Below are 25,514 nucleotides of genomic sequence, written 5' to 3' on the forward strand. Positions count from 1 at the left end.
CTATGCAAACCTGCGTCGCTGCGCTCCGACTGCCTGTCCAAGTGGATGTGGATCAGGTGTCCAAGTGAGCGTGGAATGACTGTCCAGATGATCGTGGATTGAGTGTCCAAGTGTCGTGGAATCCGCAGTTCTCCTGGTTTTCTAATTTTCTGGCTGCCCTGGACCTTCTGATGGGAGTGCGGATAGGGCTCCTTCCCGCAGGGGGATAGCCATGCATGGTCGGATAGGTGGAATGGTCAGTATATTGACTTTTTTAGTCAATAGCTGATAGTTTGAATGGCAAGCGACGAAAGTGGCCATGTGGTAGCCGAGTGAAGGGTGATTGGCCTGGTGCGGGCGATTTGCGATCCCTCACCATCTGCGTTTGCAGATGACGATGATCTCGCTCAACGCCTCAGAAGAAGGCCTGCATTGCACAGGAAAGGGTCACTGCAGCACTGAATTTCAGCAGGGCGCCGCCTTACGGGTGGCAGGCTCAGAGATGGCGAGAGGGTGTCTCAAATCATGAAGTACGTCAGCACACGGACGCCTGGTAAAGAATTCGAGTTCAGCGAGGTCCTCATGGGGGCGTACGCACCGGATGGTGGGCTTTTCGTTCCTCGCAACGTTCCTCGCTTCAAAAGCGAAGATCTCCTGAAGCTTGAATGGCTACCATTTCACGAACTGGCACGTCATGTAATCGAGCCGTTCCTAGGTGGCTATATCCCTCAAGATGAACTGTCTCGAATTCTTGAGGAGACATTTGACCGTTTTAAAAGTAACGCTGTTGCGCCGCTCTACCAGACGGCTACCAATGAGTGGGTATTAGAACTATTCCATGGTCCGGCAGGGGTCTATCAAGACTTCGGTCTCCAATTGATGTCTCGTTTGGTTGAGTGCTCCTTACTAAAGTCCGGAAAGAAAGCGCTTGTCGTTGGCTGCACTGGTGGAGACACCGGTGTCGCGGCTATCAAAGCCTTCAATGGCATGGAAGGTGTGACGGTGATTGTTCTGCATCCTTCCAGAGGAATAACAGATGAGCATCGGCGTCGCTTATTAGGCGCTGCCGAAGAAAATGTTGTAAATATTTTGGTTGAGGGTGATTACGCCGATTGTCATCAGCTGTGCGAAAACTTTCACAGAGGCATTAACGAAACAGGTCAACAATTAATATCTTTCAATTCGGTGAATTGGGTGAGGGTGCTGGCGCATCTGTCCTTCTACTTCTACTCGTCGCTTCAATTAGGTGCGCCTAAAAGAGATGTGGCGTTCAGTGTGCCTACCGGAAATTTTGGTGCTCTCTATGCAGGCTATATTGCAAGGGAAATGGGGTTGCCCATCAGGCAGCTAATTGTAGCAACGAATACCAACGCGGGGTTGCATAACTTTCTTCAGTCTAACCTCTATAGGCGTAATGAGATTCGTACTACCAACACGCCTTGCATGAATGTGTCGTTAGCCTCTAATTTCGAGCGGCTGCAATGGAGTATTCTCAATAGGTGCAGTGATAAAGTGGCTAGAAATATGGAGCTACTAGAGACGGATGGCCAAATTCAACTGGAACAGGATGAGTGGTTAGAGGCGCGAAAGCTATTTGATTCTTTGGCGGTAGAGGATGCAGAGGCATTTTCCTGTATTCATGAAGTCTTTGTTAAAAGTGGTTACTTGATCAGTCCTAATACCGCGATTGGATTACGAGCTGCGCGAATTAACAGGCGTAGCTTACTGACACCAATGATCTGCTTGGCCACGACGCATCCTTCAAGCTCTGCCTCAGTTCTGGCTGAAGCCGATGTTCAATCTCCAATGAGTGTGGTGAGTGCTCACCCCTTCTCTAATGACGAATGCATTTCAATTTCCAATGATGTTGGCATCCTTACGGAACTCATCAAGGCGATATCCCAAGACACGAAGTCTCGCTCGCTATAATCCTGGAGTTAGAGATGAAACGCGTTTTAGATAAGACGGATGAAAAAATACTGGAAGAGCTTACTCGTAATGCTCGACTTGCGCATAACGACATTGCCATGAAAGTTAATTTATCTAGGAATGCTGTCAGGCTCAGGATTGAACGGTTGGAGCGGGACGGATATATCAGGGGTTATACCATCATCAAAGGTGGGCCGCCTTCCGAGGTTGCGCCAATTAATGCCCTTATTTTTGTGTATCGAAAAGACCGAATGCGCGGTGCTGATGTGGTGCGTTCAATTGTCTCAATGCCTGAGGTCGTGTCCTGCAATGTGATGAGTGGTGACCTGGATATTGTAGTGACAGTTGAAGCGACAAGTTCGGATTGTATTCATAGGGTCTGGAGCGAGATATCCACGTTGCCAGGAGTTCTGAATACAGTTACGTCATTTGTATTGTCTTGCACGAAGTAGGTTGCTAGGAAATCAAAATGCTCTCTCCTGCGAGCATTTTGCTCGCAACAATGATCGGTTTGCCATATTCGTATGAGCACTGCTGCAGTTTAATATTTCAGTACCGAAAACATAACAATGAGGCCCATGTCGTGACTGAATATAAAATTGCTTTGCTTGGTTTTGGTGGTGTAAACCGTGCGTTGACGCAGCTCATTGCAGATAAGAACGAGCACTGGGCTAATGAATTTGGTTTTAAGCTAAAAATTGTTGGTGTCAGTGATCTTTACTTTGGCTCCATTATCAACAAGAACGGGTTGGATGCCCAGGAATTGGCCGCAGTTCCTGCTGTAAAAGGGGGGTTTAGAACATTGCCAGCGGGCAGTGCTGAGCCTGCCAATGAGACGGTTATCCGTTTCTCGGGGGCCGATCTTATCGCCGAGGCGACGTTCACCAACCCTGTAGATGGAGAGCCAGCTACGACTTTCTGTCGCTGGGCTCTGGAAAAAGGTATCAGTGTGGTCACCACCAACAAAGGGCCGGTGGCGTTGCACGCTGAAAGCCTGAAAGCATTGGCCAGAAGCACCGGTGCCCAATTCGAGTTTGAAGGCTCGGTAATGAGCGGCACCCCCGTCATTCGTCTGGCTAAAGAGTCGCTGGCCGGCTCGGAAATCAGCGGGTTTAAGGGCATCTTGAATGGTACGTCCAATTTCGTACTTTCTAGTATGGAAGAAGGTCTCGACTTCTCTGATGCAGTCGCCAAGGCTCAGGAACTCGGTTACGCAGAAGCTGACCCCACCGCGGATGTGGAAGGGCATGATGTTCGTCTTAAAGTAGTCATTTTGGCGAATGAGCTTCTGGGGGCGAAGTTGACTCCGAGCGATGTCCTTTGCAAAGGCATCTCGGAGATCACGTCAAAAGACATCACCAAAGCAACGAAGGCCAATGCTCGGTGGAAACTGATTGGAAGCGCGGAAAAATTGAGCAATGGCTCCATCGCCGCCTCTGTTAGTCCTCAATTGTTGCCTCTGGGTGACGCACTGGCTGGTGTCAGTGGCGCAACAAATGCAATTACCTTTAATACAAAAATTCTTGGTCCGGTAACGGTTGTCGGAGCGGGTGCAGGTCGGTTTGAAACAGCATTCGCCTTGCTCTCGGATATCGTCAGCATTCACAAGAACAAAACTAAGATAGGTAAATGATCATGAATAGCTTGAGTCTTTCGCTCGCTGTTGATTATAAAACCATAACAGTTTTGAGCCCGTATGATGGCGCTTCAGTTGGAGAGGTGGCGGACGTACCTGCTTCATTTGCTACTGCAATCATTGATACGGCGAAGCTTGGTGCGCAGATCGCCAAAGAGCTCCCACGACACGAGCGTGCTCGCATACTGGAAAAAACCGCTGCTTTGGTCGAGAGCGACAAGGAGGCGTTTGCCAGTCTGATTGTTGCCGAGTCGGGAAAAACGATCAAGCAGGCGAGGAAGGAGGTTTTACGCTGCGTCAATACGTTGAAGCTGTCCGCCGAGGAGGCCAAGCGTAATGCAGGTGAAGTCATCCCGTTTGACTCCTATGTCGGATCCGAGTCTCGTCAGGGATGGTTTACTCGGGAGCCTTTGGGTGTAATTGTTGCAATTACCCCATACAACGATCCACTCAACTTGGTCGCTCACAAGTTGGGGCCTGCGATCGCTGGCGGTAATGCTGTTGTACTCAAACCTTCTGAGCTCTCTCCGTTATCTGCCATTAAGCTGGTGGCCTGCCTGAACGCTGCGGGTCTCCCTCCTGCGGTCGTGTCCATTGCAACTGGAGGGGCCGCGCTGGGCAAGGCACTGGTCGCTCATCGAGCGGTACGTATGGTTTCCTTCACGGGTGGTTTTGTTACCGGTGAGCAGATCTCTCGCAATGCAGGCCTTAAAAAACTGGCGATGGATTTGGGGGGCAATGCCCCGGTTATCGTCATGGGCGATTGTGATCTGAATGAAGCCGTTGAGTCCTGTGTATCAGGCGCTTTTTGGGCTGCCGGGCAAAATTGTATCGGTACCCAACGAATTCTTGTTGAAGCGACAATATATGAAGAGTTCAAAAAGAAATTCGTTGTGAAGACAAGTGCTTTAGTCGTGGGAAATCCTGCTGACGAAAGCACGGATGTTGGGCCAATGATTACCGAAGCTGCTGCAAAACGCACTGAAGAAGTAGTCGTCGAGGCAGTCGATAAAGGGGCTAACCTGTTATTTGGTAATGTACGCCAAGGTTCGCTTTACTCACCGACGGTCCTGGAGAATGTTAGCCAAAGCTGTAAAGTTTGGTGTGAGGAAGTATTCAGTCCGGTTGTCATTCTTCAAAGCGTGGCCTCGCTTGATGAGGCGCTGACGCTGGCTAATGAGCCAGAGTACAGTTTGCATGCGGGTATTTTTACTAGCAATTTGAATGTCGCCATGAAAGCAGCTAAACGACTCGAAGCCGGCGGCGTCATGATTAATGACTCATCTGACTATCGTTTTGATGCAATGCCATTTGGTGGTTCCAAATACGGCAGCATGGGGCGTGAAGGTGTGCGTTTTGCGTATGAAGATATGACGCAACCAAAAGTGATTTGCTTAAACGATGTTGGCGGAAGTTGATTAAAGGGTCGATGTGAATCCCTAGGATTAAATCGGGTCCTCGGCAAGGCTCTTCTGGTCGGTAGAGCCTTGCCCAATACAACAATAAAAGGTAACAAAATGAGTGTGAATGATCTTAATCCCACACGCGTGCCATCGTCTGGTGCAACTCGAAAAAGAGACTTCAGCGCAGAAGATGCAGGCTATCAAAAGGTGCTCAAGCCTCGCCAGGTTCAGATGATTGCTATAGGGGGGGCAATCGGAAGTGGTCTATTCATGGGCGCAGGGGCACGACTCGCTGAAGCCGGACCCTCGCTTGTGTTTGTCTATGCAATCTGTGGCTTTTTTGCGTGGTTCATCATTCGGGCTATGGGCGAACTGGTGATGTATCGCCCATCCTCGGGCTCGTTCGTCTCCTATGCTCGAGAGTTCTACGGTGAGAAATGGGCTTTTGCCGTGGGATGGATGTACTGGACTGATTGGGTAATGGTTGCCATTGCAGATCTCACAGCTACAGCGCTCTACCTGAATTTCTTCAAAGCCTATGTCCCGTTCATGGGTGACATCCCTCAATGGTCGTTGGCACTGGGAGCATTGGGTTTTGTTACTGCGATTAACCTTGTCTCGGTAAAGATTTTTGGTGAGCTTGAATTCTGGTTTGCCCTGATCAAGGTGGCTGCATTAACTACTTTCCTTGGGATCGGCATTTACATGGTGTTGTTCGGCACTCCGCTGCCAGGCCATGAGATCGGATTCAAACTGATTTCTGACAATGGCGGTTGGTTCCCATCAGGCCTTTTGCCCGCCGTAATCATGATCCAGGGGGTGATATTTGCGTATGGCAGTGTGGAGTTGGTTGGTACTGCAGCTGGCGAAGCCCAAGACGTCGCTACAGTCATGCCGAAAGCAATTCGGGCAGTTGTTTTCCGCATTATTGTTTTTTACGTTGGTTCTGTATTGCTGTTGGCAATGCTGCTCCCCCACACCGCGTACTCGGCGGGGGTAAGCCCGTTTGTGACTTTCTTCGGCTCGCTGGGGATCAAGGGTGCAGACGCGATTATGAACATGGTCTTGATTACCGCGGCCGTGTCTTCTCTGAACGCTGGCATTTACTCCACTGGCCGGGTGCTTCGCTCGCTGGCAATCAACGGATCAGCCCCTAGCTTCCTGGCCAAGATGAACCGTCAAGGTGTCCCGTTCGCTGGCATCATGCTGACGACCGTTGCTTCACTAATTGGTGTCGTACTTAACGCAATTGTTCCGGGTGAAGCCTTTGAAATCGCGCTGACACTCACTGCCGTTATGTTAATCGGTTCGTGGTCAACAATCGTTCTGTGTCAGATCAAACTCTTCAAATACTCCCAGCAAGGTGATCTGGAGCGCCCGGGGTTTCGAATGCCGTTTGCGCCTTACAGTGGTTACGCGACTTTGGTGTTCTTCGGTTTGGTTCTGGTTCTTATCGCATTCGATTATCCCGTAGGTACGTACTCGATTGCTTCGCTGCCGTTTTATGCCGCCGCTCTTGTTGTTGGTTGGTACATGGTTCGTGGCCGTGTTCGTGCAATTGAGACTGGTGAATTAGTCTTTGACGAAAATCAAGAATTGGTCCGAGCAGATCAGACCAATCATCCTTCTTTCATTCACCTTCAGAATCAATGACACCAAACGAAAAAAGAAACTTTGGAGGAAATAGACATGCGTCCTGACAAAAAGAATCTGTCCACACTTTCGGCGGCTACGCTGGCAGTTCATGGTGGGAATGTCATCGACACCACTACTGGTGCTATTCGCACGCCGCTGGTGATGGCCAACTCTTATCTGCTGCCAGATGATCCGTCGACGATGGACTGGTCCAGCCCTGATGGCCTCGTGTACACACGAAACCAGGGTCATAACCAGGTATGCCTGGAGAAGAAACTTGCTGCGCTTGAAGGTTGTGAGGCAGCAGCTGTATTTGCTACCGGTGTAGCCGCTTTGCATTCGATATTTTTCGCCTTCTTGAAAAGTGGCGACCATGTCATTGTCAGTGACGTCACCTACGAGGCCGTATGGCGACTGTTCGCGGAGCTTCTGCCGGAGCGCTATGGCATTGAAGCCTCGTTTGTGGATATGGGCGATTTGGAGGCTGTTCGGAGCGCAATCCGCCCTAATACCAAACTTTTTCATACTGAGACAATTGCCAACCCAACTACCAAAGTTGCGGATATTGCAGCGTTGGCCGAGATTGCTCATGCGCACGGGGCACTGATTTCTGTTGATGCAACCTTCACCCCACCTCCGTTCTTCCATGCCAGCCAACATGGGGTGGACCTTGTTGTCCACTCCCTGACCAAGTACATCAATGGCCATGGCGATTCGATGGGTGGGGTGGTTCTGGGTTCCACTCAGATGATCACTACAATCAAGCACGATGCTCTTGTTGATCTCGGCGCGACCATCTCTCCGTTCAATGCCTGGCTGATAATGCGTGGTTCTGTAACGTTGCCTCTGCGTCTGCAACAGCATCTTAGATCTGCTGAAAAATTGGCTGCATTTCTCGAAGCAGATGATCGTGTAGCTTTCATCTACTACCCAGGGCTTCCATCCCACCCACAACATGAACTCGCTCGTCGGCAGTTCGCAGGGCGCGGCTATGGGGCGATGATGGCTTTTGCAGTAAAAGGGAATCCGGACACTCAAAATCGGTTTGTTTCGAATCTGCGCATCATCACTTCTGCAGTTTCCCTAGGTCACGATGAGACCCTTATTGTTCACGTGGGTGCAGAAGGCCGGGGTGGTTTTGACAAGTATCCTGAAGAGTTCCGTACATACGGTCATCTCCGTCTTTCGGTTGGACTCGAAGATCCCGACGATTTGATCAAAGATATTTCCTCTGCGTTGGACGAGACATTCAAGTGATTTGAGAACTTAAAGGCTCGTGCCAACTTTAGCTTTGGATGTACGATATTGCTAAATATATGGTTTGGTTGGTAACCCTCCTTTGCCCTCGTACCAGCGGGGGCTTTTTTACTGGGTCCTATCAATGGTTCCAGTTTTACAAGGGCCAAATCTCCCAATCATATTAGGTTTTGTCCGTCGGAGTTGTGACGGATCTTTCAATGGAGGCGAATCATGGCTTGGATATGTTTAATTTTTGCAGGGATACTTGAAGTTGTTTGGGCTTTCTCCATGAAACAATCTGAAGGTATGACCAAGCTTGGGCCGACTGTTGTTACCTTGGTAATGGTAATGGCAAGTTTTGCTCTCCTATCATTTTCCATGAAAAGTCTACCACTTGGTACTGCCTATACAATTTGGACTGGCATTGGTGCTGTTGGCGCGTTTGCAGTGGGTATCATCCTTCTAGGCGAACCTGCGAGCCTTATGCGAGTTGTCGCAGCTGTCTTAATTGTCAGCGGTCTTGTAATGATGAAGCTGGCTTCAGCTTGATTTTTTCTGTTTCGGTTAGAAAATAAATTATAAGAGTTTGAGTGACGCCTCAGCATTTCCTGAGGAATTTCATGCGCTGCTTTTTTGTTTACCTTTGCAAAACAGGTTGTCAGTCAAGCAGATTGCTCTCTGTTGCGAGCGGTTTGCTCATAATATTGATCTGTTTGCCATATTTGGATGAACGAGCCATCGGCGTACTATCAGTGTCCAGTACAAGGACATGAGGTCTTGATTATGACTGAGTATAAAATTGCTTCGCTTGATTTTTTAAGAAATGGAGGTGTATAGCTAAATTTCTATTGCCGTTGTTTGAGTAACGCTTGTCACAGCTCTTAAATGGGCGTGCAGCAATGCAACTATTACGGGGCTTATATCCGAAATGTAGTTGCCAAAAGAAAAATTGTTAAAGTCGTCAAATCGTTAACTGCCCTTAATCAAACTACAACATCTAGGGATTCTCATATGATTTCGCTTCGTAAGCTTTTCGTGTTAGCACTTTTCCCACTTTGCGCGAATGTCGCGCTGGCCAAGGAATACAAAGAACTGCGTTTTGGCGTGGATGCTTCTTACGCACCATTCGAGTCTAAAGCCGCAGATGGTAGTCTTACGGGGTTTGATATCGATCTGGGTAATGCAATCTGTGCCAAATTGAAGGTCAAGTGTACATGGGTCGAGAGCGATTTCGACGGCACGATTCCAGGCCTAAAGGCCAACAAGTTCGATGGCATTCTCTCTTCCATGACGGTGACCCCAGCCCGCGAGAAAGTCATCGACTTCTCAAATGAGCTGTTCTCCGGCGCAACCTCTTACGTGTTCAAGAACAATTCTGGTCTGAGCGAAGAGGTTACTTCCCTTAAGGGCAAGACCGTAGGTTATTTGCAAGGAAGTATCCAGGAAGCATATGCGAAAGCGGTTCTGGATAAGGCTGGTGTCAAAACTCAGGCCTATCAGAACCAGGATCAGGTTTATTACGACCTGGTTTCCGGTCGCCTCGATGCGGCGATCCAGGACATGCTGCAAGCACAGCTGGGTTTTTTGAATTCCCCTCAAGGCACTGGTTATGAAGTCAGCAAACCCGTTGACAGCGAGTTACTGCCAGCCAAAACAGCTATTGGTATCTCTAAAGGTAACAAAGACCTCAAGGCTTTTTTGGATAAGGGCATCCAAGCGTTACACGATGACGGTACCTATGACTTAATCCAGAAAAAACACTTCGGTGATCTGAATCTCTATAGCGGCAAGTAAGGCCCCGGTGCCCGTCCCCGGGGCGGGCGCTTTATTATCGCGATAGGTTCCTGAATTATGTTCGAAATACTGTTGCAGGCCCTCGGGCTCTCCACATACAGCATGAAAGGGTTCGGTCCTCTGTTGCTGGAGGGCGCCTGGATGACCGTCAAGTTGTCAATTCTCTCGCTGCTGTTGAGCGTACTGCTTGGTCTTATCGGGGCCAGTGCCAAACTTTCCAGTGTCAAACTCCTGCGAATCCCAGCACAGCTCTACACTACCCTGATTCGCGGGGTGCCGGACCTAGTGCTGATGCTACTGATCTTTTACAGCCTGCAAACCTGGTTGACCGGGATCACGCAGGCACTGGATTGGGAATACATAGAGCTCAATCCGTTTGTTGCCGGGATCATCACGCTGGGGTTTATCTACGGGGCCTATTTCACTGAGACCTTTCGCGGGGCGATGCTAGCTGTGCCCCGTGGACAGGTGGAAGCGGCCACCGCCTATGGCTTAAGTCGCACTCAGCGCTTTCGCTTTGTGGTCTTCCCGCAAATGATGCGTTTTGCTTTACCGGGTATTGGCAATAACTGGATGGTCATCCTCAAAGCCACTGCCCTGGTGTCGATCATAGGCCTTGCTGACTTGGTAAAGGCAGCCCAGGACGCTGGTAAAAGCACCTATCAATTGTTCTATTTTCTGGTCTTGGCAGCGCTTATTTATTTGGTGATTACCAGTACTTCAAACTATGTCCTGCGTTGGTTGGAACGGCGTTATGCGGCAGGTTCCCGGGAGGCTGTACGATGATCGAACTCTTGCAAGATTACTGGAAGCCTTTTCTCTATAGTGACGGCCACCAGATCACGGGGCTGGCCATGACCTTGTGGTTGCTCAGTGCCTCAATCTTCATCGGCTTTTTGGTGTCGATCCCGTTGTCCATTGCCCGGGTTTCATCCAAGTGTTACCTACGCTGGCCCGTACAGTTCTACACCTACCTGTTTCGGGGAACGCCGCTCTATATCCAGTTGCTGATCTGCTACACCGGGATCTACAGCCTGGCTGCAGTTCGTGCACAACCGGTGCTCGATGCATTCTTTCGCGACGCGATGAACTGCACCATCCTTGCGTTTGCGCTGAACACCTGCGCTTACACCACGGAGATTTTCGCCGGAGCAATTCGCAACATGGCCCATGGCGAAGTCGAAGCTGCGAAGGCCTATGGCCTGACGGGTTGGAAGCTCTATGCCTACGTGATCATGCCATCGGCGCTACGCCGCTCGTTGCCGTACTACAGCAACGAAGTAATTCTGATGCTGCATTCGACCACCGTGGCCTTCACTGCAACCGTCCCGGACATTCTGAAAGTTGCTCGCGATGCCAACTCGGCGACCTTTCTGACCTTTCAATCGTTCGGTATTACTGCGCTGATTTACCTGATGGTTACCTTCGCGCTTGTCGGACTATTCCGCATCGCCGAGCGCCGTTGGTTGGCTTTCCTTGGTCCGGCTCATTAGGGCTTGGTACTCCATATGGCCGCTCATTAGGCCTCGGGCTTTGTCGCCGGCTGTCACAGCTGCAAAGCGACGCCACATTTTCCCTTAGAGGATGATTGCGCACATGTACAAATTGACTGTTGAAGAGCTGCACAAGAGTTATGGTAACCACGAAGTACTCAAGGGCGTATCTCTGAAAGCCAAAACTGGTGATGTGATCAGTTTGATCGGCGCCAGTGGGTCAGGCAAAAGTACCTTCCTGCGCTGCATCAACTTTCTCGAAACACCCAATGACGGAGCCATGAGCCTGGACGGCAAGCAGATTCGCATGGTCAAAAACCATCATGGCATGCAGGTGGCCGATGCCGCTGAGTTGCAAAGGCTGCGCACCCGTCTAGCCATGGTCTTCCAGCACTTCAATCTGTGGGGTCACATGACCGTTCTGGAAAACATCACGATGGCCCCGCGCCGGGTGCTGGGTGTCAGCAAAAAAGATGCTGAAGATCGTGCCCGACGTTATCTGGACAAGGTGGGGCTGCCAGCGCGTGTTGCGGAGCAGTTTCCAGCATTTCTCTCTGGCGGTCAGCAACAGCGAGTGGCGATTGCACGAGCATTAGCGATGGAGCCGGAGGTTCTGCTGTTCGACGAACCGACGTCGGCGCTGGATCCGGAACTGGTGGGCGAAGTACTAAAGGTGATTCAGGGCCTGGCCGAAGAAGGCCGGACCATGATCATGGTGACCCACGAAATGAGCTTTGCCCGCAAGGTGTCGAGCCAGTTACTGTTTCTGCATCAAGGCCGAGTCGAGGAGCAGGGTGGGGCAGAGATTCTGGATAATCCGCGCAGCGAGCGCCTTCAACAGTTTCTGTCTAATGGGCTGAAGTGAATAGAACTCACAATGAACAGGAAGGAAAAAACACCCGATTCTTCACGAACATTGGGGCGTATTGATGAGGCAATCATTGACGTATTGCGCCATAACGGGCGCATCACGTACCAAAAACTAGCAACGCTTGTGCACCTGACCGCAAGCCCTTGCCAGCAACGCGTACGAAAGTTGGAGAGACTGGGGGTGATTCGCGGTTATGGTGCGTTCATTGATGTGCAAAAGGTCTCACCGGGATTGTCCCTACAGGTATTGGTCGCTATATCCAACCAGAACCGGCGCACTGCGCAGAAAGCCTTCGAAGCATGTGTAGAAAACTGTCCTCAGGTCCTGGAGTGCCGGCTTATTGGTGACCCGTTCGACTATAGCCTACGCATGCGCTGCAAAGACATGAAGCACTATCGTGCACTTACGGAAGTTTGGTTGGAGAATGAGGAGCTGTATATCGACAAACTGGTTGCCTATCCTGAGCTGGCGGTAGTTAAGCATTCATCCACACACTGCGACTAGCGGTGCAGAGTATCAAAAGATGCAGGCTATGCCTGAGATGAGCCGGTGAAGGCCTGAACGCCTGTCGTTGGCAGGCCTGGGCGGAAACGTAAAAGCCTATCTCACGTTATTGTCGGAGCTAAGTGTTCATGCGCGTGGATTTCTGCGTAATAGACTTCGGCGTCAACCAAGTGAAATCGAGGACTTGCTGCAAGAAATATTGTTGGCCGTGTATAGCAGGCGCGAAACGTACCTCCCAGATCAACCAGCGACGGCGTGGGTATTTGCCATTGCGCGCTACAAACTCGCTCGAGGTGGGCGCGTCATGATGCGTTCACGACTCCCTAGACAATACAGCTGCCTGCCTGTGATTGAGCAGAGCTTGCAGCACTTAGCGTTGATGAGCTTTATATCCTCGCACTTTGCAGGCGAGCCTCCCTTACATGAAACAGGTGAAGTCCATGACCGTTCGACCCATGCTGCCGGGTATCCGTGCCATTGAAGCTGAAATGATTGAGTTGCGCCGCCAGCTTCATGCTTACCCGGAGCTCAGCCTTAAGGAGTTCAAAACCTCAGATCTGGTTGCTGCCAAGCTCGAGTCGTGGGGATTTGAGGTGCATCGTGGCTTTGGGGGGACTGGTGTTGTAGGGCGTTTGCAGCAGGGTTGTGGAAGTAAGGTCATTGGTATTCGGGCAGATATGGATGCGCTGCCGATTCAGGAGCAGACCGGATTGCCGTATGCGAGCCAGCATCCAGGCGCCATGCATGCCTGTGGTCATGACGGCCATACTGCAATGCTGCTGGCTGCCGCGCAGCACCTAGCCAACAGCCGGCAGTTCGACGGTACGCTGGTGGTCATCTTTCAGCCTGCCGAAGAAAGCGATGGGGGGGCGCAGAAAATGCTGGATGATGGTCTCCTGGAGCGATTTCCCTGTAATGCGTTGTTCGGTATGCACAACATGCCTGGGTTGCCAGTAGGGAAGTTGGGTTTTCGGGCCGGGCCGTTCATGGCCTCCACCGATACTGTTGAAATTCGAATTGATGGTACGGGCGGGCATGGCGGAATGCCACATAAAGCCATTGACCCCATACTTACTGGAGGGGCAATTGTCATGGCGCTGCAGAGTATTGTGTCGCGTAATACGGATCCTCTGGAGACGGCGGTGATCACTGTGGGCTCCTTTCATTCTGGTGAGGCGCCCAATGTCATTCCGGGGCATGCAGTACTCCAACTATGTGTTCGCGCCTTGAAGCCTAACGTTCGTGCCGACCTTCTCAAGCGGATTGTCCAGGTCGCCCAAGCTCAGGCGCTTAGCTTCGGCGCCAGTGTCAGTGTGGAGGTTGATAGGGAAGAATCATTGCCACCCTTGATCAATGATCCTCAGCTTACTGCGTTTGCCCGACAGGTCGCTGTTGATTGGTTGGGTGAAGAGGGGGTGATTCAAGACATGGCACCTATTGCTGCCAGTGAAGATTTTGCAGTGATGCTTGAGCATTGTCCTGGCAGCTATCTCTTTATCGGTAATGGTGATGGGGAGGGGGGGTGCATGGTGCATAACCCTGGGTACGACTTCAACGATGACTGCCTGGGGACGGGGGCTAGTTACTGGGTTCGGTTAGTTGAACAGTTTCTGGTTTGAGCTGGTTGAGATCAGGTGCAGTACTTACCCGATCCAGTACCATTTGTGAGTGAGAGACAGGAGCAGCACAGTCACCAGCGCAATGATTGCGGCACTGGTGAAAACCAGGGATTGCCTCCCCGGCAAGACCCCCATGAAAAAAGAAAGTAACTGTCCGGAAAAAATCTCAATTGAATGGTACGCAAGGTTACGTTCCATCTGAAGTACGTCACTCTGCTCAGGTCATGTGGTTGTCGGTCCAGGCCAGGAACGTTGAAGTGCTTCATTCAAAAAGCGGGTGAAGGCCTGCACCCGAGCGGTATGTCTCAGGTCCTGATGAGTGAGGACCCAAAGTCCCGTTTTGAGGGCGTCGAGTCCTACGAACGGGACCCGCTCTAGCCCGGGGGTTGAATCTCCCAAATAGCAGGGAAGTGCGGCTATTCCCAAGCCCCCCAGCGCTGCTTGCCTAAGGGTGACCAAAGAGTCGGCCTTGAAAACAATGGACGTTGCAGGAACGCTGGCACGCAGCCATTTTGCAATATCCATTTGACCAAGCGCGAGATCCGGGGCCAGCCATCGATTGAAATGCGCTGGATCAACGCTCCCATGACGCTCAGAAAATCCCCTGGCAGCGTAAACGGCAAACCCGACATCGGCGATTCGCCTACCGATCAATGCGTCGGGAGGACTGTCACTGGTTCGTATTGCTACATCTGCATGACGTTGGGCCAGATCGCTGATGAAATTCCCGGTGGTGACTTCAAGTGATATCTCGGGATGGAGTTCACTGAATCCTCCAAGTGCCCCCGGTAAAATGGATGCCATTAAGGTATCGCAGGTGGTAATGCGGAGTATGCCCTCCAATCGCAGATCCTTGCCTTCGAGTTTGCGGGACAGTTCGCTGACGGCGATATTCATGGTTTGTGCTGTCTGCAGTAATTCTTCTCCTGCGTCAGTCATTGTGTAGCCGGTCGAGAGGCGATCAAATAGTCGAAATGCATGAAGTTTTTCGAACGCATTGATACGCCGCAGCACGGTGGTGTGATTAAGATGAAGTGCGCGTCCGGCAGCGGCAAAAGACTTGTGTTCGGCAACGGCAAGTATCAGGCGCAGATCGTCCCAGTCCCAAGTGTGCATATATGCAGTCCGTAATAGCTAAATTGCAGATTGTAGGGTTGCTGATTACTCGCAACAATATATTCGGAAGGCAGCGCACTGTGCGCTGTCAGTGTTATTTTGGAAGTTGTATGGACGATTATAAAGGTGTCTCCTATGGTGTTTTATTCCTTCGCCTGACAGCTGGTATTGCGTTGCTGGCGCACTCTCTGTATTTAAAGGTTTTCGTTTTTACAATGTCAGGTACTTCAAGTTTTTTTGAGTCGATTGGCTTGCCGGGTATGTTGGCGTGGCTGGTTCTCGGAGTTGAGGTCACCACGGGTGCAATGCTGGTGCTGGGCTTTAAAACTCGGTATGCGGCCTTGGCGGCCATTCCTGTTTTGTTGGGTGCCACTTGGGCGCACTCGGGTAATGGGTGGCTGTTCAGCAGTACCGGCGGGGGCTGGGAGTACCCGGCATTCTGGACGGCGGTGCTGATTGCTATCGCGCTGTGTGGCGATGGTGCTTATGCCGTAACGCGGCAGCGTGCATCGGATAAAAATGCCGCCAGCAGAAAGACGGAACATACGTCCTGAAAAAACCATGACCGCTGCCCAGGCCGAAGCTCCGTTGCCAACTGAACTCTGGTGCGGTTTTTAGCCAACTGGCGGATCAGTGCAACTGCGCAATGAAAAGCCACCCTGGATGAGGTGGCTTTTCATCACATGCTACGGGCCTCTTGCTTTAGTCGACCAGTATTCGAATGTTTGAGGTGCCCCACATGGTGTAAACATCGGCGAGCAGTGCACCGTTATTGATGTCTTCCAATTCAGTCTGTGTAATCTCGGCATCGCCTTGTTTGCCATAGAGCGTTACGGTATCGCCGGGCTTGACGTTTTTTACGTCGGTCACATCTACCATAACTGTGTTCATCGAAATTTTTCCGACTGTGGGCACTTTCACGCCATTGATGACGACAAAAGACTTGTTGGTAAACACTCGGCGGTAGCCATCTGAGTAACCTACTGGGATGTTGGCGAGCCTGGAGTCTCGAGTCAGAGTGAGGGTGCGGTCATATCCCACCGTGTTTCCGGCAGGATAAGTGTTGACTGCAGCAACCTTGCTTTTGAGTGACATGACGCGTTTCAGCTCGGCGCGGCCGATCAAATCGCCGTAAAGTGCTCCGCCTACGCGCACCATGTCCAAGTGGGTTGCCGGGACGTCAAGCGTTGCGAACGAGTTGGCACAATGAACGGTGATTTCGTCACGGTTCAAGTGGGCCGTCTTGATGATCCAGTCCTGCTCCGACATGAACTTGTCATAGGCCTCCATGACGAAGGCCTTATCCTCGACGGCGAAGTGCGTCATGATCCCGGTGACCTTCAGTCCCTTCATTGAGGTGATTTCCAGTACGTCTTTTTTGCCCTGCTCGGTGGCAAGCTCCAAGCCATTCCTACTCATGGCGCCCGCATTGGTAACGAGATGAATTTTGATCGGCTTGCCATGGTGTTCTGCCAGCATGCTGATGGCTCGGGCTACCTGTGCATTGCCGATAAGCTCTTCAATGTCATAAGGCAATGCGCTGACGATTTCTCCCTCCGTGGCTTGCCGAACGCGAATAATTTTTCCTGTGTAGCCCTCTTTTCTGGCAATTCGCGCTTCTTCATTACTCGCAATGCCGATGCAATTAATGCCCGATTCCATGATCGTCGGAATCAATAATGCGATACCGTGGCCATAAGCATCTGCTTTCATCACGGCGCACAAGCTACTGCCTTTCGATAATCCGCTTTTTACGAATTCTATATTTTGCTTGAAAGCAGATTTACTGATCTCTAACCAGGCGTTTGTTTGGGCTATTGTTGCATTTACATCCTGCTTGAAGTTGTATTCCTGTAACAGCGGTGCAGCGACAGCCTGAGTGCCGAGTGTCAATAAGCCAACAGCAACAAAGTGAGAGGATATTATTTTCATTATTTCATCCTTTGAGTTATTTTTTGTAGCGGTAGTTGGTGTCGTGTTGTTCACTCAATGCTACACTGCCAATACACAGGTGCCAGTTGGCAAATAGCTTGTTGCATAGAGCGTTTTGCTCGTTATAGCAAGCTAACTGCTCGTGTGGGTTATTCTGAAGTTAGTATCTTTGCTGTTTCTGTCGGAAGGCTGGCGGGGCGGTATGGGAGCGGTTCGTGAGAAGGGAGTTGGTTTTCAATCAACGCCGATATAGACCCAGCCTGATTCCTCGCACCAATGCCTGTTCTAGATTAGTTCCGATTTTGAGATGGGTTAGTCTTGCGTCGGCACGTGGGTCAATTTGGCATCGGCGTCAACAGGCCGGAATCGATCTGAAGAAAGCGCTCGACGATGTCCGCGAAACTATGAGGACGCAGCACTAAAGACGCCGACTTATGAAGGCGGTAGGGATCCTGTCGCGGCGTACGCTGGAAAAAACATCATCGACTCGGCCGGTGAATGCTCATAAGTTGAGGACAACACCGCACCGAGCCGATCGGCCTAGCAGGTTCCAGGGACTCTTCTTCTCTTCGGCATAGTCGTAATGCAGGTAGTGACGTCTCACCTGGGAGCCAGCCAGCACATGGTTCTGACAGCGATCGATGACGTCCAGGCTTGTTGACGCCGATGCCGAATTGACCCACGTGCCGACGCAAGACTGACCTACCTCCAAAACGGAAAAAATCCAGCACAGGCAACGGTTCGCGAGGATTAGACTGTGTAAGTGACATCTCGGCAATGGGGTTAATTCGGCGTCGGCGCCAACAGCGGTAGGGATCCTGTCGCGGCGTACGCTGGAAAAAACATCATCGACTCGGCCGGTGAATGCTCACAAGTTGAGGACAACACCGTACCGAGCCGATCGCCTAGCAGGTTCCAGGCACTCTTCTTCTCTTCGGCATAATCGTGATGCAGGTAGTGGCGTCTCACCTGGGAGCCGGCCAGCACATGGTTCTGACAGCGGTCGATAACGTCCAGGCCGACCCCCGACGCCTGCATCATGGTCGCTGTCGTGCGGCGCAGGTCATGCGGCGTCCAGTCGCCGTTTTGGCCGTCGGCCAGGACCAGGGTGTCGTCGTGGCGCCGTCGTGAGAGGACCTTGCGGTTTTTGAACCGGGCCTGACGATCGCCGACCTGTTTACTCACCACTTTCACATCCACATGCCCATCATCCTGCTTGTTGGGGAAACACCACTGGGAATGTCCCGTCAGGGTCTTGAGTTCCTGAAAAAATGCAGGGCGAAAGGGGAGAGGAAGACATGGTGGTCCTGTTTTTTGCCGCGAGTGCCTTTGACATTTTCACAGGGAAGTAACCAGGTCTGCTGGTCCAGATCGACGTTCTTCCATTCGGCCTGCAGTAACTTGCCAATCCGGCACAAGGTGCCGAGGCTGATCCAGAGCGCGAGTTGGGTCTCCTTCTTCAGTGGTCGAATGCCCTCGTACTTTTGCCCGGCAGGGAGGGCCTCGTAGTCGCCAGGGGTTAGGGGGGAGATGTCAACCAGTTCAGTCGGATCACCCTCAACCAGTAACGCCCGCCAAGGTTGGCGCTTTCTGGCCCAGCTGAACATCTGAGTGAGGTCGGCGAAGAAGCTGATGGCTTGCCGGTGAGCGCCGCGGTTGACCACGGCCCGGATCAGCGCCCGAACATCGTGTTCGGACACATTGCTCACCGCTGTCTTGCCGAGTGCCGGAAAGAGATCCTTGGTAAAACGGCGCTGCAATTCAGCATTACCGTCTTTGCGCGCCACGCCATCCAACAGCCACGCCTTGGCCAGATCTTGGACGGTCAGCGTTTGCACCTTCGTTGTTTTTACTTGTCGGTGGAAACCGGTAGCAACGCTCAATACCTAGGCTACTCGCAGACTGAGGGTACACATAGAGGTAGAAAATTTTTTAACTCAAAAATTCCCTTTATTTTCAATAACAAAGAGAAAGGTTCGATTCCGACTCCGACCATATATATCAAGGGCTTGCGTGAGATACCTCATGCAGGCCCTTATTTCTTTGCTCCGCAAAAACCAGCCTCTGCTCCGCAACTCGTTGCCGCTGATCACTTCGTAGGCGTAACTTTCATCCCCTTACGCATCCGGTCGAGGGTGGTGATGTCGGTGGTTTCGCGGTCTTTCAGGGTGGTGTCAGTGGTGCCGGCGTTCGGGCCGCCGATGCCCATGCCGATCTTTTCGCCCATCTGTTCGGTCACGCCGTAGATGTTGATCGCGCTGAGGAATTGACTGGGTTCCTGCATGCGGGTTTCCAGGGTCTGGGTGACGCTTGGCGCGGTTGCGAATTTGGTGGCCACGTTCGGCACGCCGTGCAGCTTGGCCAACTGACCGAGGTAGGCGTTGAAGTGGGTGCGGGTATCGTTGCGCATGGTGTCGTCCTTCGGTATTCGGGGCTGTGGGTGGGCCGGCTGTCAGCAGTCGGTCATGACCTGGTTGTCGCCACCGGTGACCGGAGGGCGCTTCGTTTGGTTGTGGTCCTGGGTGGTGGAGAGCCTGTTTTTCAGCTCTTTCAGGTCGGTGCTGACCTGTTCGATTTGCGTCTTTAGCCCAGCGGAAAACTTCTTCCCGGCAGCCAGTTGTTCGGGCAGGTCTTTGACGTGCTCGGCGACGGTTTCGACGGCTTGGCTGATCTGGGTGAATTCGTTGTCGTCCTTGGCTTGTTTGCCCTTGAGCAGGGTTTGCACCTTGCTGAACAGTTGGGCGCCGAGGCTGGGCTTGTCTTCGATTGCCTCGAATGTCAGCACGGTCTCCAGTGCCTCAGTGAACATCGAGGTCGCGGAGTAGTGGCGATCCTTGAACGGGCTGGCGTCAGGTTTCTGGGCTGAGAACGACAGCACGTCGGTGCCGAGGCTGGCCGGGGAATCGGTGATGCCAAGGCCGACGATGTAGGCCTCGCCGGTGTCGGCGAAGCTGTCGTCAATTTCAATCGAGGTGTAGACCTTCTGCTTGGCCTTGTTCAGGGCGATCAGTTCGGCGGCCGGCTCGACCTGGGCGAACAGGGCCAGTTTCTTCTGGCCACCGATGCCCACTTCTTCGGTCTTCACCGCCAGCACGTCGCCATAGGCCTTGACCGGGCCATCGGGTAGCACGCTGCGGTAGTGCTCCAGCCAGATGCGGGCGCCGTAGGTGGACGGGTTGAAGTTCGTCGTGGCCTGTTCCAGCCAGTTGCGCTTGATGGTGCGCCTGTCCGAGGTTGCGCCCTCGACAGCGACGCGGAACCAGTTGCTGCGAAACTTCTTCATGCCGGGAATCCTCATTGCGTGGGGCGCCTGCTGGTGGGTGAGCAGTGCGTTGCGATGAGGGCATGGTCGTGACGCGCGCGAGTGGCGGCAACGAGGTGGGACTGTAGGGAAGGGCGGTACAAAGGGCTGCGCTATTGAGTCGCGAGCGCGGGCGGCAGCATCGCGGCCATGACTATGACCGAATTGCTGCCCATCGATCCCCGCCGCCAATCCAAGTTTCTGTACTGGATGGGGTGGCGCGTCTGCGAGATTGCCGAGGCTACGGGCGAAAAGGAAAACAAATGGCTGTACGGGACAGATCACATATCCATTAGGTAGGCGGTCAACTATGACGGCATTGAGATCCAGAAGCTCTCTCTACCAGGGCTTTATCGGGAGGCGCCAGATACAGCCCGATGACGTCCCAGAATTTCTCTTCGAAGTTCGGGTCGTCGGACAGCTTGAAGGTGCGTGTCAGGTGCGGTTTTATATCGTTGGCGGCCCATATCCGCTGGACGCTGGCCGGTGAAATGCCGGCGACTCGAGCCATGCTTCGACAGCTCCAAGTACGTACCGAATAGCGGCTACAGGCCTCTTGGTTGCGGCGCAGCGCCCGGCTTACCGTCGAGGGCGCTCGGTTGATCAAGCAGGTGATCCTTCGCTGACTAAAGCCTTGGGCTTGGCCGAGCTGGATGGCGACGCGTTCTTCAACGCTGAGTTTGCCTTAGGTCATAGTCGAATATAGCCCGCCAGCGTACCGGAATTAACCGCCTTGTATGTCAGTGCTACGCACTCACGCGCCAGGTATAATGAAAAAACTTGCATTGTCTTCGCCGTTTCCGCAGAGTTGAGGTAATCCTGAAGGATAATGAGCTCATGACATGGATAGTCAATTCAAATACTCTGATTTCGTCCCGGCCGACGAGAGTCATTCAAGCGTCTGTTTACAATCCGAACTTGAAAACCTGTTGGGGGACCTTCAGGGATTAAGCTATGCCTACTTTGCTGTTCCTCGAAATCGTGAAACGGCTCCTCTTATTATCTCAGATTATCCATCGCCCTGGCTGAAAGCCTATAAGGGAGCCAACTATCATTTGATCGATCCGATCATTCATCACGGTCTTAAAAGTTGCGCGCCATTTTCTTGGAGTGATGCGCTCCAGGCTGTTTCCTGTGACAAGAGTCGGGAGTTGTTTCGACGTTCCAGCCAATACCGGATCTGCTCCGGCGCCACCTTTATCCTGCATGACCCCTGTGGAGTGTTCAGTTCGTTGAGTCTTTGCAACGGCGGGCAGCAAGCCGACTTCGATCGCCGCATGGCCGACCAGCAGGGGCAGATACAGATGGCACTGATCCGCTTTCATAGCCGACTGTTGAGCCTGCGGACGGTGGATGAACTGTTTTCCAAACTTCAGAGTGGGCCACTTTCGGGCAAGGAGATGGGGGTGCTCAAGTGGGTGATGATGGGCAAGTCCTACCGGGAAATCGCGCTGATCTGCGCGATTTCCGAGCGTACGGTCAAATTTCACATGTCCAACATTTCCGGAAAACTGCAGGTCTGCAATGCCAAGCAGGCGGTTTATGAGGCTCGACGCCTAGGCATCCTCTGATTCAGGCGCTGATCCGCTTGGGCTAACCGAGCGGTGTGTCGCGGATGTACAGACGATGCGGCCACTGGCTTGCCTGCGTGGATGACAAGGGTTGCTTGCGCGCAATACTGGACATCAGCCGCTGACGATTGAACTCGGTTACCGGCATGTTCAGCAGCAGCACCTTTTCCCCCGGAGAGGCTTCGCCGGTATCCAGCACTTCGTAGTGCCAGCCGGCGTTGCGTACGACCCGTCCCATGGCATTGCTAACCACGGTGATGATCGATTCCAGGCCACTGCCTGCGGCATAGTTGTGCATGCAAAAGAGCAGCATTTCGGTCAGCGGTGCCTGGGCCAGGCCGTATTGGCGTGATCGGATCTTGTCGACGAAGAAGCGACTGGACTCGGCCATCAGCGCGTGCTTGGGCGGCTCGCAGCGGAAAAAGTCACGGAACGGCCCTTCGACCATATAGGGATCCAGAGTGCTGATCAGGCGCAGGCCGGCCAAGGGGACACCCTCCCAGGTACCGATCAGGTAGGTCGTCCGCTCGCTGTCGTATTCATCGAACTCGATGCCGTTGTTTATATTGACCTTCCAACTTAAACGATCAGCGAATACTTCCTTGCGCAGGCGATACAAGTCGGCGACCCAGGCGTGGGGTGTCGCACTATAGTCAAGCGCGTGGAACTCGATAGCTTTCATGTTATTAACGTTCTTCCATGGGAACTGGTACTTAAGTACTAAGTGGTGCGGCTCGTACAGGTCGCGGGGAATGAACTTCCGGGTACGAAAAATCAATCGCGCGACCATTGTTAGTTTAACAATGTCCGCCCAGCGGCAACCTGTACTTAGGTGCAGTTGCAGGTTGCATAGTTTGATTTTCATCGCGCTATCTGCACCTAGATACAGTTGTTCTCTCTGGGTAACTACGGCAACTTATGCCGGGCAGTGGTTAAGCCCCCTATGACGCCGCAGCGCTGAACTTTTCAATGCTGGACGAATGTTCCAACCAAGGCGTCATGGTTTGTACTTGCGAGTGCTCCACTTGCCTATATCGCCGAACATGCCAATGACAGTCTGAGCGTCTGGATCAGGCTTATTCACGCTGTGCGGCATTCCAGTCAAGACATCGAAACAGGGAAGATCATGGAAAAGTCCGCTTCTTCAGAACCGCGCCGGGTCGTTGTAACCGGTTATGGCGCCATCTGCTCGCTCGGCGAGAATGTCGACGCCATCTGGGACGCAATGATGGATTACCAGGTCGGTTACCGTCAGCACAGGTTCGACGATCCGAGCATCCATGCGCGTTACTTTGGCTTTATCGATGACTTCGGTCGTGAAGCGATGCGTCCGTTTTCGAAGAAAATCTCCAAGATGTTGCCGTTGTTCGCCAAATACAGCCTGGTGGCCACCCACGAGGCGATCCGCATGGCGTTCGGTGATACGCCCCTGGATGAGATCGTCTCGCCCTTTGATCGCGGCGTGATCCTGGGCACCGGTTGGGGTGGGCTCGACACCGCCAACTGCAATAACAACGAATACCGTAAGCACGGCATCTCCACTTCCTTCGCCACCGTCATGTCGATGTGCAATGCCGCGACCGCCGGTATCACCATGAACTGGAACATGCGTGGTATCCAGAACAGCCCGGTTGCAGCCTGCGCCACGGGCACCATCGCCATTGGTGAGGCTTACGAGGCGATTCGCAGCGGCCGCGCCAAGGTGATGATCGCTGGTGGCAGTGAGTCCTTGAAAGAGCAGTTCAACGTCTGGTCGGTGGATGTCATCCAGGCCCTGAGCAAAGAGCAGGAAAACACGCGTCTGGCCTGCTGCCCGTTCAGCAAGGGACGCAGCGGCTTCGTGCTCTCCGAGGGCGCGGCTGTGCTATGCCTGGAGGACTATGAGTCGGCCCGGGCACGGGGCGTGAAGATTCTCGGCGAGATCACCGGCTACGCTAACTATTCGGACGCCTACGACATGACAGCCCCGGCCGAAGACATGCAGGCCCGGGTACGGGTGATCAATGACGTCTGCAAGCAGGCAGGCGTGCAGGCTTCGCAGATCGACTACGTCAACCTGCACGGCACCTCGACACCGCTCAACGATGTCAACGAAACCCGCTCGATCAAGCTGGCCCTGGGGGACGCCGCATACGGCATTCCGATGTCCAGCACCAAGTCCTACACCGGCCACCTGATCGGTGCCGCCGGTTCCATGGAGGCGGTCTTCTGCCTCAAGGCCATGGCCCGTGGCACCATCCCGGCGACTATCCACATGGATGAGGCCGATCCTGACTGCGACCTCAACTACGTGCCCAACGAGCATCTGCATGGGCAGACCCTGAATAACGTGCTGAACCTGAGCTTCGGCTTCGGTGGTGCCAACGCCGGCATCATGCTGCGCAAGGTGGTCTGATCATGCAGTTGCAATTCGGAGCCGAGCAGATCGAGGCCTGGGCCGGCCTCTCCGGTGATCGCAACCCGATCCACTTCGACCGTGAGGCGGCGCGCCGCATGGACGCAGCCGATGTGGTGGTGCATGGCATGCTCGCGCTACTGCCGGTCAAGCATCGCATGGGGCGCGTCAATCAGGTGCTGCCCCAGGACTGGATGCAGTTCAAGGCGCTGCTCAAGGCTCCGGTGCTGCGCGACAGCCCGGTAGCCCTGTCGACCCGCGAGCGCAGCGACAGCACGGGGTTCAAGTTGCACTCGAGCGGCGGCGACAGTGAACACATGATCGGCCATGTACGTATCGTCGAAGCGCCGGTCTGGTTATCCACAACCCCGGGCTTCCTGCTGGCACGCGAGGAGGTCGCGGCCTGGCTCGCACAGTTTCGTGATGACCTGGGCCGGGGGGTCGATGATTGGGTCGCGCTCGATGCACTGATCTTTTCCCACTTCATTCGTAACCATCTGGGAGTGATCTTCGATTGCCTGTCCCCGCAGTTCCGTCAACGACAGCGGCCGGACCGGCTTGAGGATCTGTCAGATCACCTGGTGGTGCAGACCAGCCACCAGATCACCTTCTGCACGTCGCTGCGCTCGCTGGGCAAGTTGCAGACCGATATTCGCTGTGAGATCGACAACATCCACCTGATTGAAAGCCCTGGCAAGGCCGTGGGCACCCTCGATCTTGGGGTGCATGTCAGCGATCGCCACGTGATGACCATCACTCTCGGGCTGATGGCAAAGACACTTTCAACCCACCAAGGAGCTGTGCAATGACCACTGTAGAGAAAGTATTTGCTGTTGTTCGCGACCTCATTCTGGAACTCAAGGATGTCGACGAAAACGATGTGACCCTCGATACCAACATCGAATCGATGGCGTTCGATAGCCTGGACTTCGTCGAGATGCAGCTAGTGGTGCAGAAGAAGATCGGCGTGGCGCTGGATCCCGATTCGTTCGCCAGCCGCAAGATTTCCACGCTGCGCCAGCTGTGCGAGTTCGTGGTCGAGTTCAAGGAATCGGCCGCCGTCCCTGCCTGACTGGCAGGTCTACCGTTACGGATAG

Annotated in this window: 24 protein-coding genes and 4 pseudogenes; 20 read left to right on the forward strand and 8 right to left on the reverse strand. The window is 53.0% G+C overall.

Annotation, left to right across the window (positions count from 1 at the left end; translation table 11 throughout):
* Nucleotides 1–504 precede the first annotated feature (504 nt).
* The 14 genes from thrC (at nucleotide 505) to KGA83_RS10345 (ending at nucleotide 14,102) form a co-directional block, all read left to right on the forward strand.
* The gene (gene thrC, locus KGA83_RS10280) at nucleotides 505–1,908 is read left to right on the forward strand and encodes a threonine synthase (RefSeq protein ID WP_108217384.1); all 1,404 of its coding nucleotides are present in this window, start codon (nucleotides 505–507) and stop codon (nucleotides 1,906–1,908) included.
* A 14-nt stretch (nucleotides 1,909–1,922) separates the two neighbouring features.
* Nucleotides 1,923–2,360 carry an Lrp/AsnC family transcriptional regulator gene (locus KGA83_RS10285; protein WP_108217385.1) on the forward strand — a complete coding sequence of 146 codons (438 nt, stop codon included), beginning with the start codon at nucleotides 1,923–1,925 and terminating at the stop codon, nucleotides 2,358–2,360.
* Nucleotides 2,361–2,491: 131 nt separating this feature from the next.
* The gene (locus KGA83_RS10290) at nucleotides 2,492–3,541 is read left to right on the forward strand and encodes a homoserine dehydrogenase (protein ID WP_223529645.1); all 1,050 of its coding nucleotides are present in this window, start codon (nucleotides 2,492–2,494) and stop codon (nucleotides 3,539–3,541) included.
* A 2-nt stretch (nucleotides 3,542–3,543) separates the two neighbouring features.
* Nucleotides 3,544–4,962 carry an aldehyde dehydrogenase family protein gene (locus tag KGA83_RS10295; protein ID WP_108217583.1) on the forward strand — a complete coding sequence of 473 codons (1,419 nt, stop codon included), beginning with the start codon at nucleotides 3,544–3,546 and terminating at the stop codon, nucleotides 4,960–4,962.
* Between the two features lie 99 nt (nucleotides 4,963–5,061).
* The gene (locus KGA83_RS10300; RefSeq protein ID WP_108217386.1) at nucleotides 5,062–6,600 is read left to right on the forward strand and encodes an amino acid permease; all 1,539 of its coding nucleotides are present in this window, start codon (nucleotides 5,062–5,064) and stop codon (nucleotides 6,598–6,600) included.
* A 36-nt stretch (nucleotides 6,601–6,636) separates the two neighbouring features.
* Complete coding sequence (locus KGA83_RS10305; protein ID WP_178086787.1) at nucleotides 6,637–7,839, forward strand: trans-sulfuration enzyme family protein; 1,203 nt, start codon at nucleotides 6,637–6,639, stop codon at nucleotides 7,837–7,839.
* 213 nt (nucleotides 7,840–8,052) lie between these two features.
* Nucleotides 8,053–8,370 (forward strand): DMT family transporter, encoded by a 318-nt coding sequence (locus tag KGA83_RS10310; RefSeq protein WP_108217387.1) that lies wholly within the window; start codon nucleotides 8,053–8,055, stop codon nucleotides 8,368–8,370.
* Between the two features lie 462 nt (nucleotides 8,371–8,832).
* Nucleotides 8,833–9,615 (forward strand): transporter substrate-binding domain-containing protein, encoded by a 783-nt coding sequence (locus KGA83_RS10315; protein WP_108217388.1) that lies wholly within the window; start codon nucleotides 8,833–8,835, stop codon nucleotides 9,613–9,615.
* A gap of 57 nt (nucleotides 9,616–9,672) precedes the next feature.
* The gene (locus KGA83_RS10320) at nucleotides 9,673–10,401 is read left to right on the forward strand and encodes an ABC transporter permease (protein ID WP_108217389.1); all 729 of its coding nucleotides are present in this window, start codon (nucleotides 9,673–9,675) and stop codon (nucleotides 10,399–10,401) included.
* Entirely contained in the window at nucleotides 10,398–11,108 is a 711-nt protein-coding gene (locus tag KGA83_RS10325) for an ABC transporter permease (RefSeq protein ID WP_108217390.1), read from the forward strand. The genes KGA83_RS10320 and KGA83_RS10325 overlap by 4 nt, the downstream gene beginning before the upstream one ends.
* Nucleotides 11,109–11,211: 103 nt before the next feature.
* Nucleotides 11,212–11,973, forward strand: a complete 762-nt coding sequence (locus KGA83_RS10330; protein ID WP_024777150.1) for an ABC transporter ATP-binding protein — start codon at nucleotides 11,212–11,214, stop codon at nucleotides 11,971–11,973.
* Between the two features lie 12 nt (nucleotides 11,974–11,985).
* Complete coding sequence (locus KGA83_RS10335) at nucleotides 11,986–12,483, forward strand: Lrp/AsnC family transcriptional regulator (protein WP_108217391.1); 498 nt, start codon at nucleotides 11,986–11,988, stop codon at nucleotides 12,481–12,483.
* 184 nt (nucleotides 12,484–12,667) lie between these two features.
* Complete coding sequence (locus KGA83_RS10340) at nucleotides 12,668–12,964, forward strand: hypothetical protein (RefSeq protein ID WP_371920762.1); 297 nt, start codon at nucleotides 12,668–12,670, stop codon at nucleotides 12,962–12,964.
* Complete coding sequence (locus KGA83_RS10345; RefSeq protein ID WP_024777153.1) at nucleotides 12,924–14,102, forward strand: M20 aminoacylase family protein; 1,179 nt, start codon at nucleotides 12,924–12,926, stop codon at nucleotides 14,100–14,102. Before KGA83_RS10340 ends, KGA83_RS10345 begins: the two co-directional genes overlap by 41 nt.
* 222 nt (nucleotides 14,103–14,324) lie before the next feature.
* On the opposite strand, the gene KGA83_RS10350 is transcribed toward KGA83_RS10345, so the two are convergent.
* On the reverse strand, nucleotides 14,325–15,218 hold the full coding sequence (locus KGA83_RS10350; protein WP_108217393.1) for a LysR family transcriptional regulator: 894 nt from the start codon (nucleotides 15,216–15,218) through the stop codon (nucleotides 14,325–14,327).
* Between the two features lie 110 nt (nucleotides 15,219–15,328).
* On the opposite strand from KGA83_RS10350, the gene KGA83_RS10355 reads away from it, so the two are divergent.
* Nucleotides 15,329–15,772, forward strand: a complete 444-nt coding sequence (locus KGA83_RS10355) for a DoxX family protein (protein ID WP_108217394.1) — start codon at nucleotides 15,329–15,331, stop codon at nucleotides 15,770–15,772.
* Nucleotides 15,773–15,920: 148 nt separating this feature from the next.
* Here KGA83_RS10355 and alr read toward each other — a convergent pair whose 3' ends face one another.
* From alr to KGA83_RS10380, 5 genes and pseudogenes are all read right to left on the reverse strand, one after another.
* Nucleotides 15,921–17,150, reverse strand: coding sequence for an alanine racemase (gene alr / locus KGA83_RS10360; protein WP_223529647.1), 1,230 nt, complete (start codon nucleotides 17,148–17,150; stop codon nucleotides 15,921–15,923).
* A gap of 432 nt (nucleotides 17,151–17,582) precedes the next feature.
* A pseudogene (locus KGA83_RS10365) lies at nucleotides 17,583–17,805 on the reverse strand (site-specific integrase); the annotation flags it as partial.
* Between the two features lie 128 nt (nucleotides 17,806–17,933).
* Nucleotides 17,934–19,006, reverse strand: a pseudogene (locus KGA83_RS10370) (tyrosine-type recombinase/integrase); the annotation flags it as partial.
* 233 nt (nucleotides 19,007–19,239) lie between these two features.
* Complete coding sequence (locus KGA83_RS10375; protein ID WP_108217398.1) at nucleotides 19,240–19,560, reverse strand: P2 family phage major capsid protein; 321 nt, start codon at nucleotides 19,558–19,560, stop codon at nucleotides 19,240–19,242.
* Between the two features lie 42 nt (nucleotides 19,561–19,602).
* Nucleotides 19,603–20,433: a GPO family capsid scaffolding protein gene (locus KGA83_RS10380; protein ID WP_223529649.1), complete on the reverse strand. Its 831-nt coding sequence runs from the start codon at nucleotides 20,431–20,433 to the stop codon at nucleotides 19,603–19,605.
* A 168-nt stretch (nucleotides 20,434–20,601) separates the two neighbouring features.
* On the opposite strand from KGA83_RS10380, the pseudogene KGA83_RS10385 reads away from it, so the two are divergent.
* Nucleotides 20,602–20,709: pseudogene (locus tag KGA83_RS10385) on the forward strand (terminase gpP N-terminus-related DNA-binding protein); the annotation flags it as partial.
* Between the two features lie 82 nt (nucleotides 20,710–20,791).
* On the opposite strand, the pseudogene KGA83_RS10390 reads toward KGA83_RS10385, so the two are convergent.
* Nucleotides 20,792–21,133: pseudogene (locus KGA83_RS10390) on the reverse strand (helix-turn-helix domain-containing protein); the annotation flags it as partial.
* Between the two features lie 160 nt (nucleotides 21,134–21,293).
* Between KGA83_RS10390 and KGA83_RS10395 the strand changes: the two are divergent.
* Nucleotides 21,294–22,022 (forward strand): LuxR family transcriptional regulator, encoded by a 729-nt coding sequence (locus KGA83_RS10395; RefSeq protein WP_108217400.1) that lies wholly within the window; start codon nucleotides 21,294–21,296, stop codon nucleotides 22,020–22,022.
* 22 nt (nucleotides 22,023–22,044) lie between these two features.
* On the opposite strand, the gene KGA83_RS10400 is transcribed toward KGA83_RS10395, so the two are convergent.
* Complete coding sequence (locus KGA83_RS10400; protein ID WP_108217401.1) at nucleotides 22,045–22,704, reverse strand: acyl-homoserine-lactone synthase; 660 nt, start codon at nucleotides 22,702–22,704, stop codon at nucleotides 22,045–22,047.
* Between the two features lie 444 nt (nucleotides 22,705–23,148).
* Between KGA83_RS10400 and KGA83_RS10405 the strand changes: the two genes are divergently transcribed.
* The 3 genes from KGA83_RS10405 to KGA83_RS10415 are packed head-to-tail and all read left to right on the forward strand — an operon-like array spanning nucleotide 23,149 to nucleotide 25,489.
* On the forward strand, nucleotides 23,149–24,417 hold the full coding sequence (locus KGA83_RS10405) for a beta-ketoacyl-[acyl-carrier-protein] synthase family protein (protein WP_108217402.1): 1,269 nt from the start codon (nucleotides 23,149–23,151) through the stop codon (nucleotides 24,415–24,417).
* A gap of 2 nt (nucleotides 24,418–24,419) precedes the next feature.
* Nucleotides 24,420–25,226 (forward strand): MaoC family dehydratase, encoded by an 807-nt coding sequence (locus KGA83_RS10410; RefSeq protein WP_108217403.1) that lies wholly within the window; start codon nucleotides 24,420–24,422, stop codon nucleotides 25,224–25,226.
* Nucleotides 25,223–25,489: an acyl carrier protein gene (locus KGA83_RS10415; RefSeq protein WP_108217404.1), complete on the forward strand. Its 267-nt coding sequence runs from the start codon at nucleotides 25,223–25,225 to the stop codon at nucleotides 25,487–25,489. The genes KGA83_RS10410 and KGA83_RS10415 overlap by 4 nt, the downstream gene beginning before the upstream one ends.
* The last annotated feature ends 25 nt before the right edge of the window (nucleotides 25,490–25,514 follow it).

This window comes from Pseudomonas sp. GL-R-19 (assembly GCF_019956375.1).
Classification (GTDB): domain Bacteria; phylum Pseudomonadota; class Gammaproteobacteria; order Pseudomonadales; family Pseudomonadaceae; genus Aquipseudomonas.

Bases quoted from the DNA above. Each gene is read 5' to 3' on its own strand.
- thrC (WP_108217384.1), top strand. From the start codon at position 505: ATGAAGTACGTCAGCACACGGACGCCTGGTAAAGAATTCGAGTTCAGC.
- KGA83_RS10285 (WP_108217385.1), top strand. From the start codon at position 1,923: ATGAAACGCGTTTTAGATAAGACGGATGAAAAAATACTGGAAGAGCTT.
- KGA83_RS10295 (WP_108217583.1), top strand. From the start codon at position 3,544: ATGAATAGCTTGAGTCTTTCGCTCGCTGTTGATTATAAAACCATAACA.
- KGA83_RS10300 (WP_108217386.1), top strand. From the start codon at position 5,062: ATGAGTGTGAATGATCTTAATCCCACACGCGTGCCATCGTCTGGTGCA.
- KGA83_RS10305 (WP_178086787.1), top strand. From the start codon at position 6,637: ATGCGTCCTGACAAAAAGAATCTGTCCACACTTTCGGCGGCTACGCTG.
- KGA83_RS10310 (WP_108217387.1), top strand. From the start codon at position 8,053: ATGGCTTGGATATGTTTAATTTTTGCAGGGATACTTGAAGTTGTTTGG.
- KGA83_RS10315 (WP_108217388.1), top strand. From the start codon at position 8,833: ATGATTTCGCTTCGTAAGCTTTTCGTGTTAGCACTTTTCCCACTTTGC.
- KGA83_RS10320 (WP_108217389.1), top strand. From the start codon at position 9,673: ATGTTCGAAATACTGTTGCAGGCCCTCGGGCTCTCCACATACAGCATG.
- KGA83_RS10325 (WP_108217390.1), top strand. From the start codon at position 10,398: ATGATCGAACTCTTGCAAGATTACTGGAAGCCTTTTCTCTATAGTGAC.
- KGA83_RS10330 (WP_024777150.1), top strand. From the start codon at position 11,212: ATGTACAAATTGACTGTTGAAGAGCTGCACAAGAGTTATGGTAACCAC.
- KGA83_RS10335 (WP_108217391.1), top strand. From the start codon at position 11,986: ATGAACAGGAAGGAAAAAACACCCGATTCTTCACGAACATTGGGGCGT.
- KGA83_RS10345 (WP_024777153.1), top strand. From the start codon at position 12,924: ATGACCGTTCGACCCATGCTGCCGGGTATCCGTGCCATTGAAGCTGAA.
- KGA83_RS10350 (WP_108217393.1), bottom strand. From the start codon at position 15,218: ATGCACACTTGGGACTGGGACGATCTGCGCCTGATACTTGCCGTTGCC.
- KGA83_RS10355 (WP_108217394.1), top strand. From the start codon at position 15,329: ATGGACGATTATAAAGGTGTCTCCTATGGTGTTTTATTCCTTCGCCTG.
- alr (WP_223529647.1), bottom strand. From the start codon at position 17,150: ATGAAAATAATATCCTCTCACTTTGTTGCTGTTGGCTTATTGACACTC.
- KGA83_RS10375 (WP_108217398.1), bottom strand. From the start codon at position 19,560: ATGCGCAACGATACCCGCACCCACTTCAACGCCTACCTCGGTCAGTTG.
- KGA83_RS10380 (WP_223529649.1), bottom strand. From the start codon at position 20,433: ATGAAGAAGTTTCGCAGCAACTGGTTCCGCGTCGCTGTCGAGGGCGCA.
- KGA83_RS10395 (WP_108217400.1), top strand. From the start codon at position 21,294: ATGGATAGTCAATTCAAATACTCTGATTTCGTCCCGGCCGACGAGAGT.
- KGA83_RS10400 (WP_108217401.1), bottom strand. From the start codon at position 22,704: ATGAAAGCTATCGAGTTCCACGCGCTTGACTATAGTGCGACACCCCAC.
- KGA83_RS10405 (WP_108217402.1), top strand. From the start codon at position 23,149: ATGGAAAAGTCCGCTTCTTCAGAACCGCGCCGGGTCGTTGTAACCGGT.
- KGA83_RS10410 (WP_108217403.1), top strand. From the start codon at position 24,420: ATGCAGTTGCAATTCGGAGCCGAGCAGATCGAGGCCTGGGCCGGCCTC.
- KGA83_RS10415 (WP_108217404.1), top strand. From the start codon at position 25,223: ATGACCACTGTAGAGAAAGTATTTGCTGTTGTTCGCGACCTCATTCTG.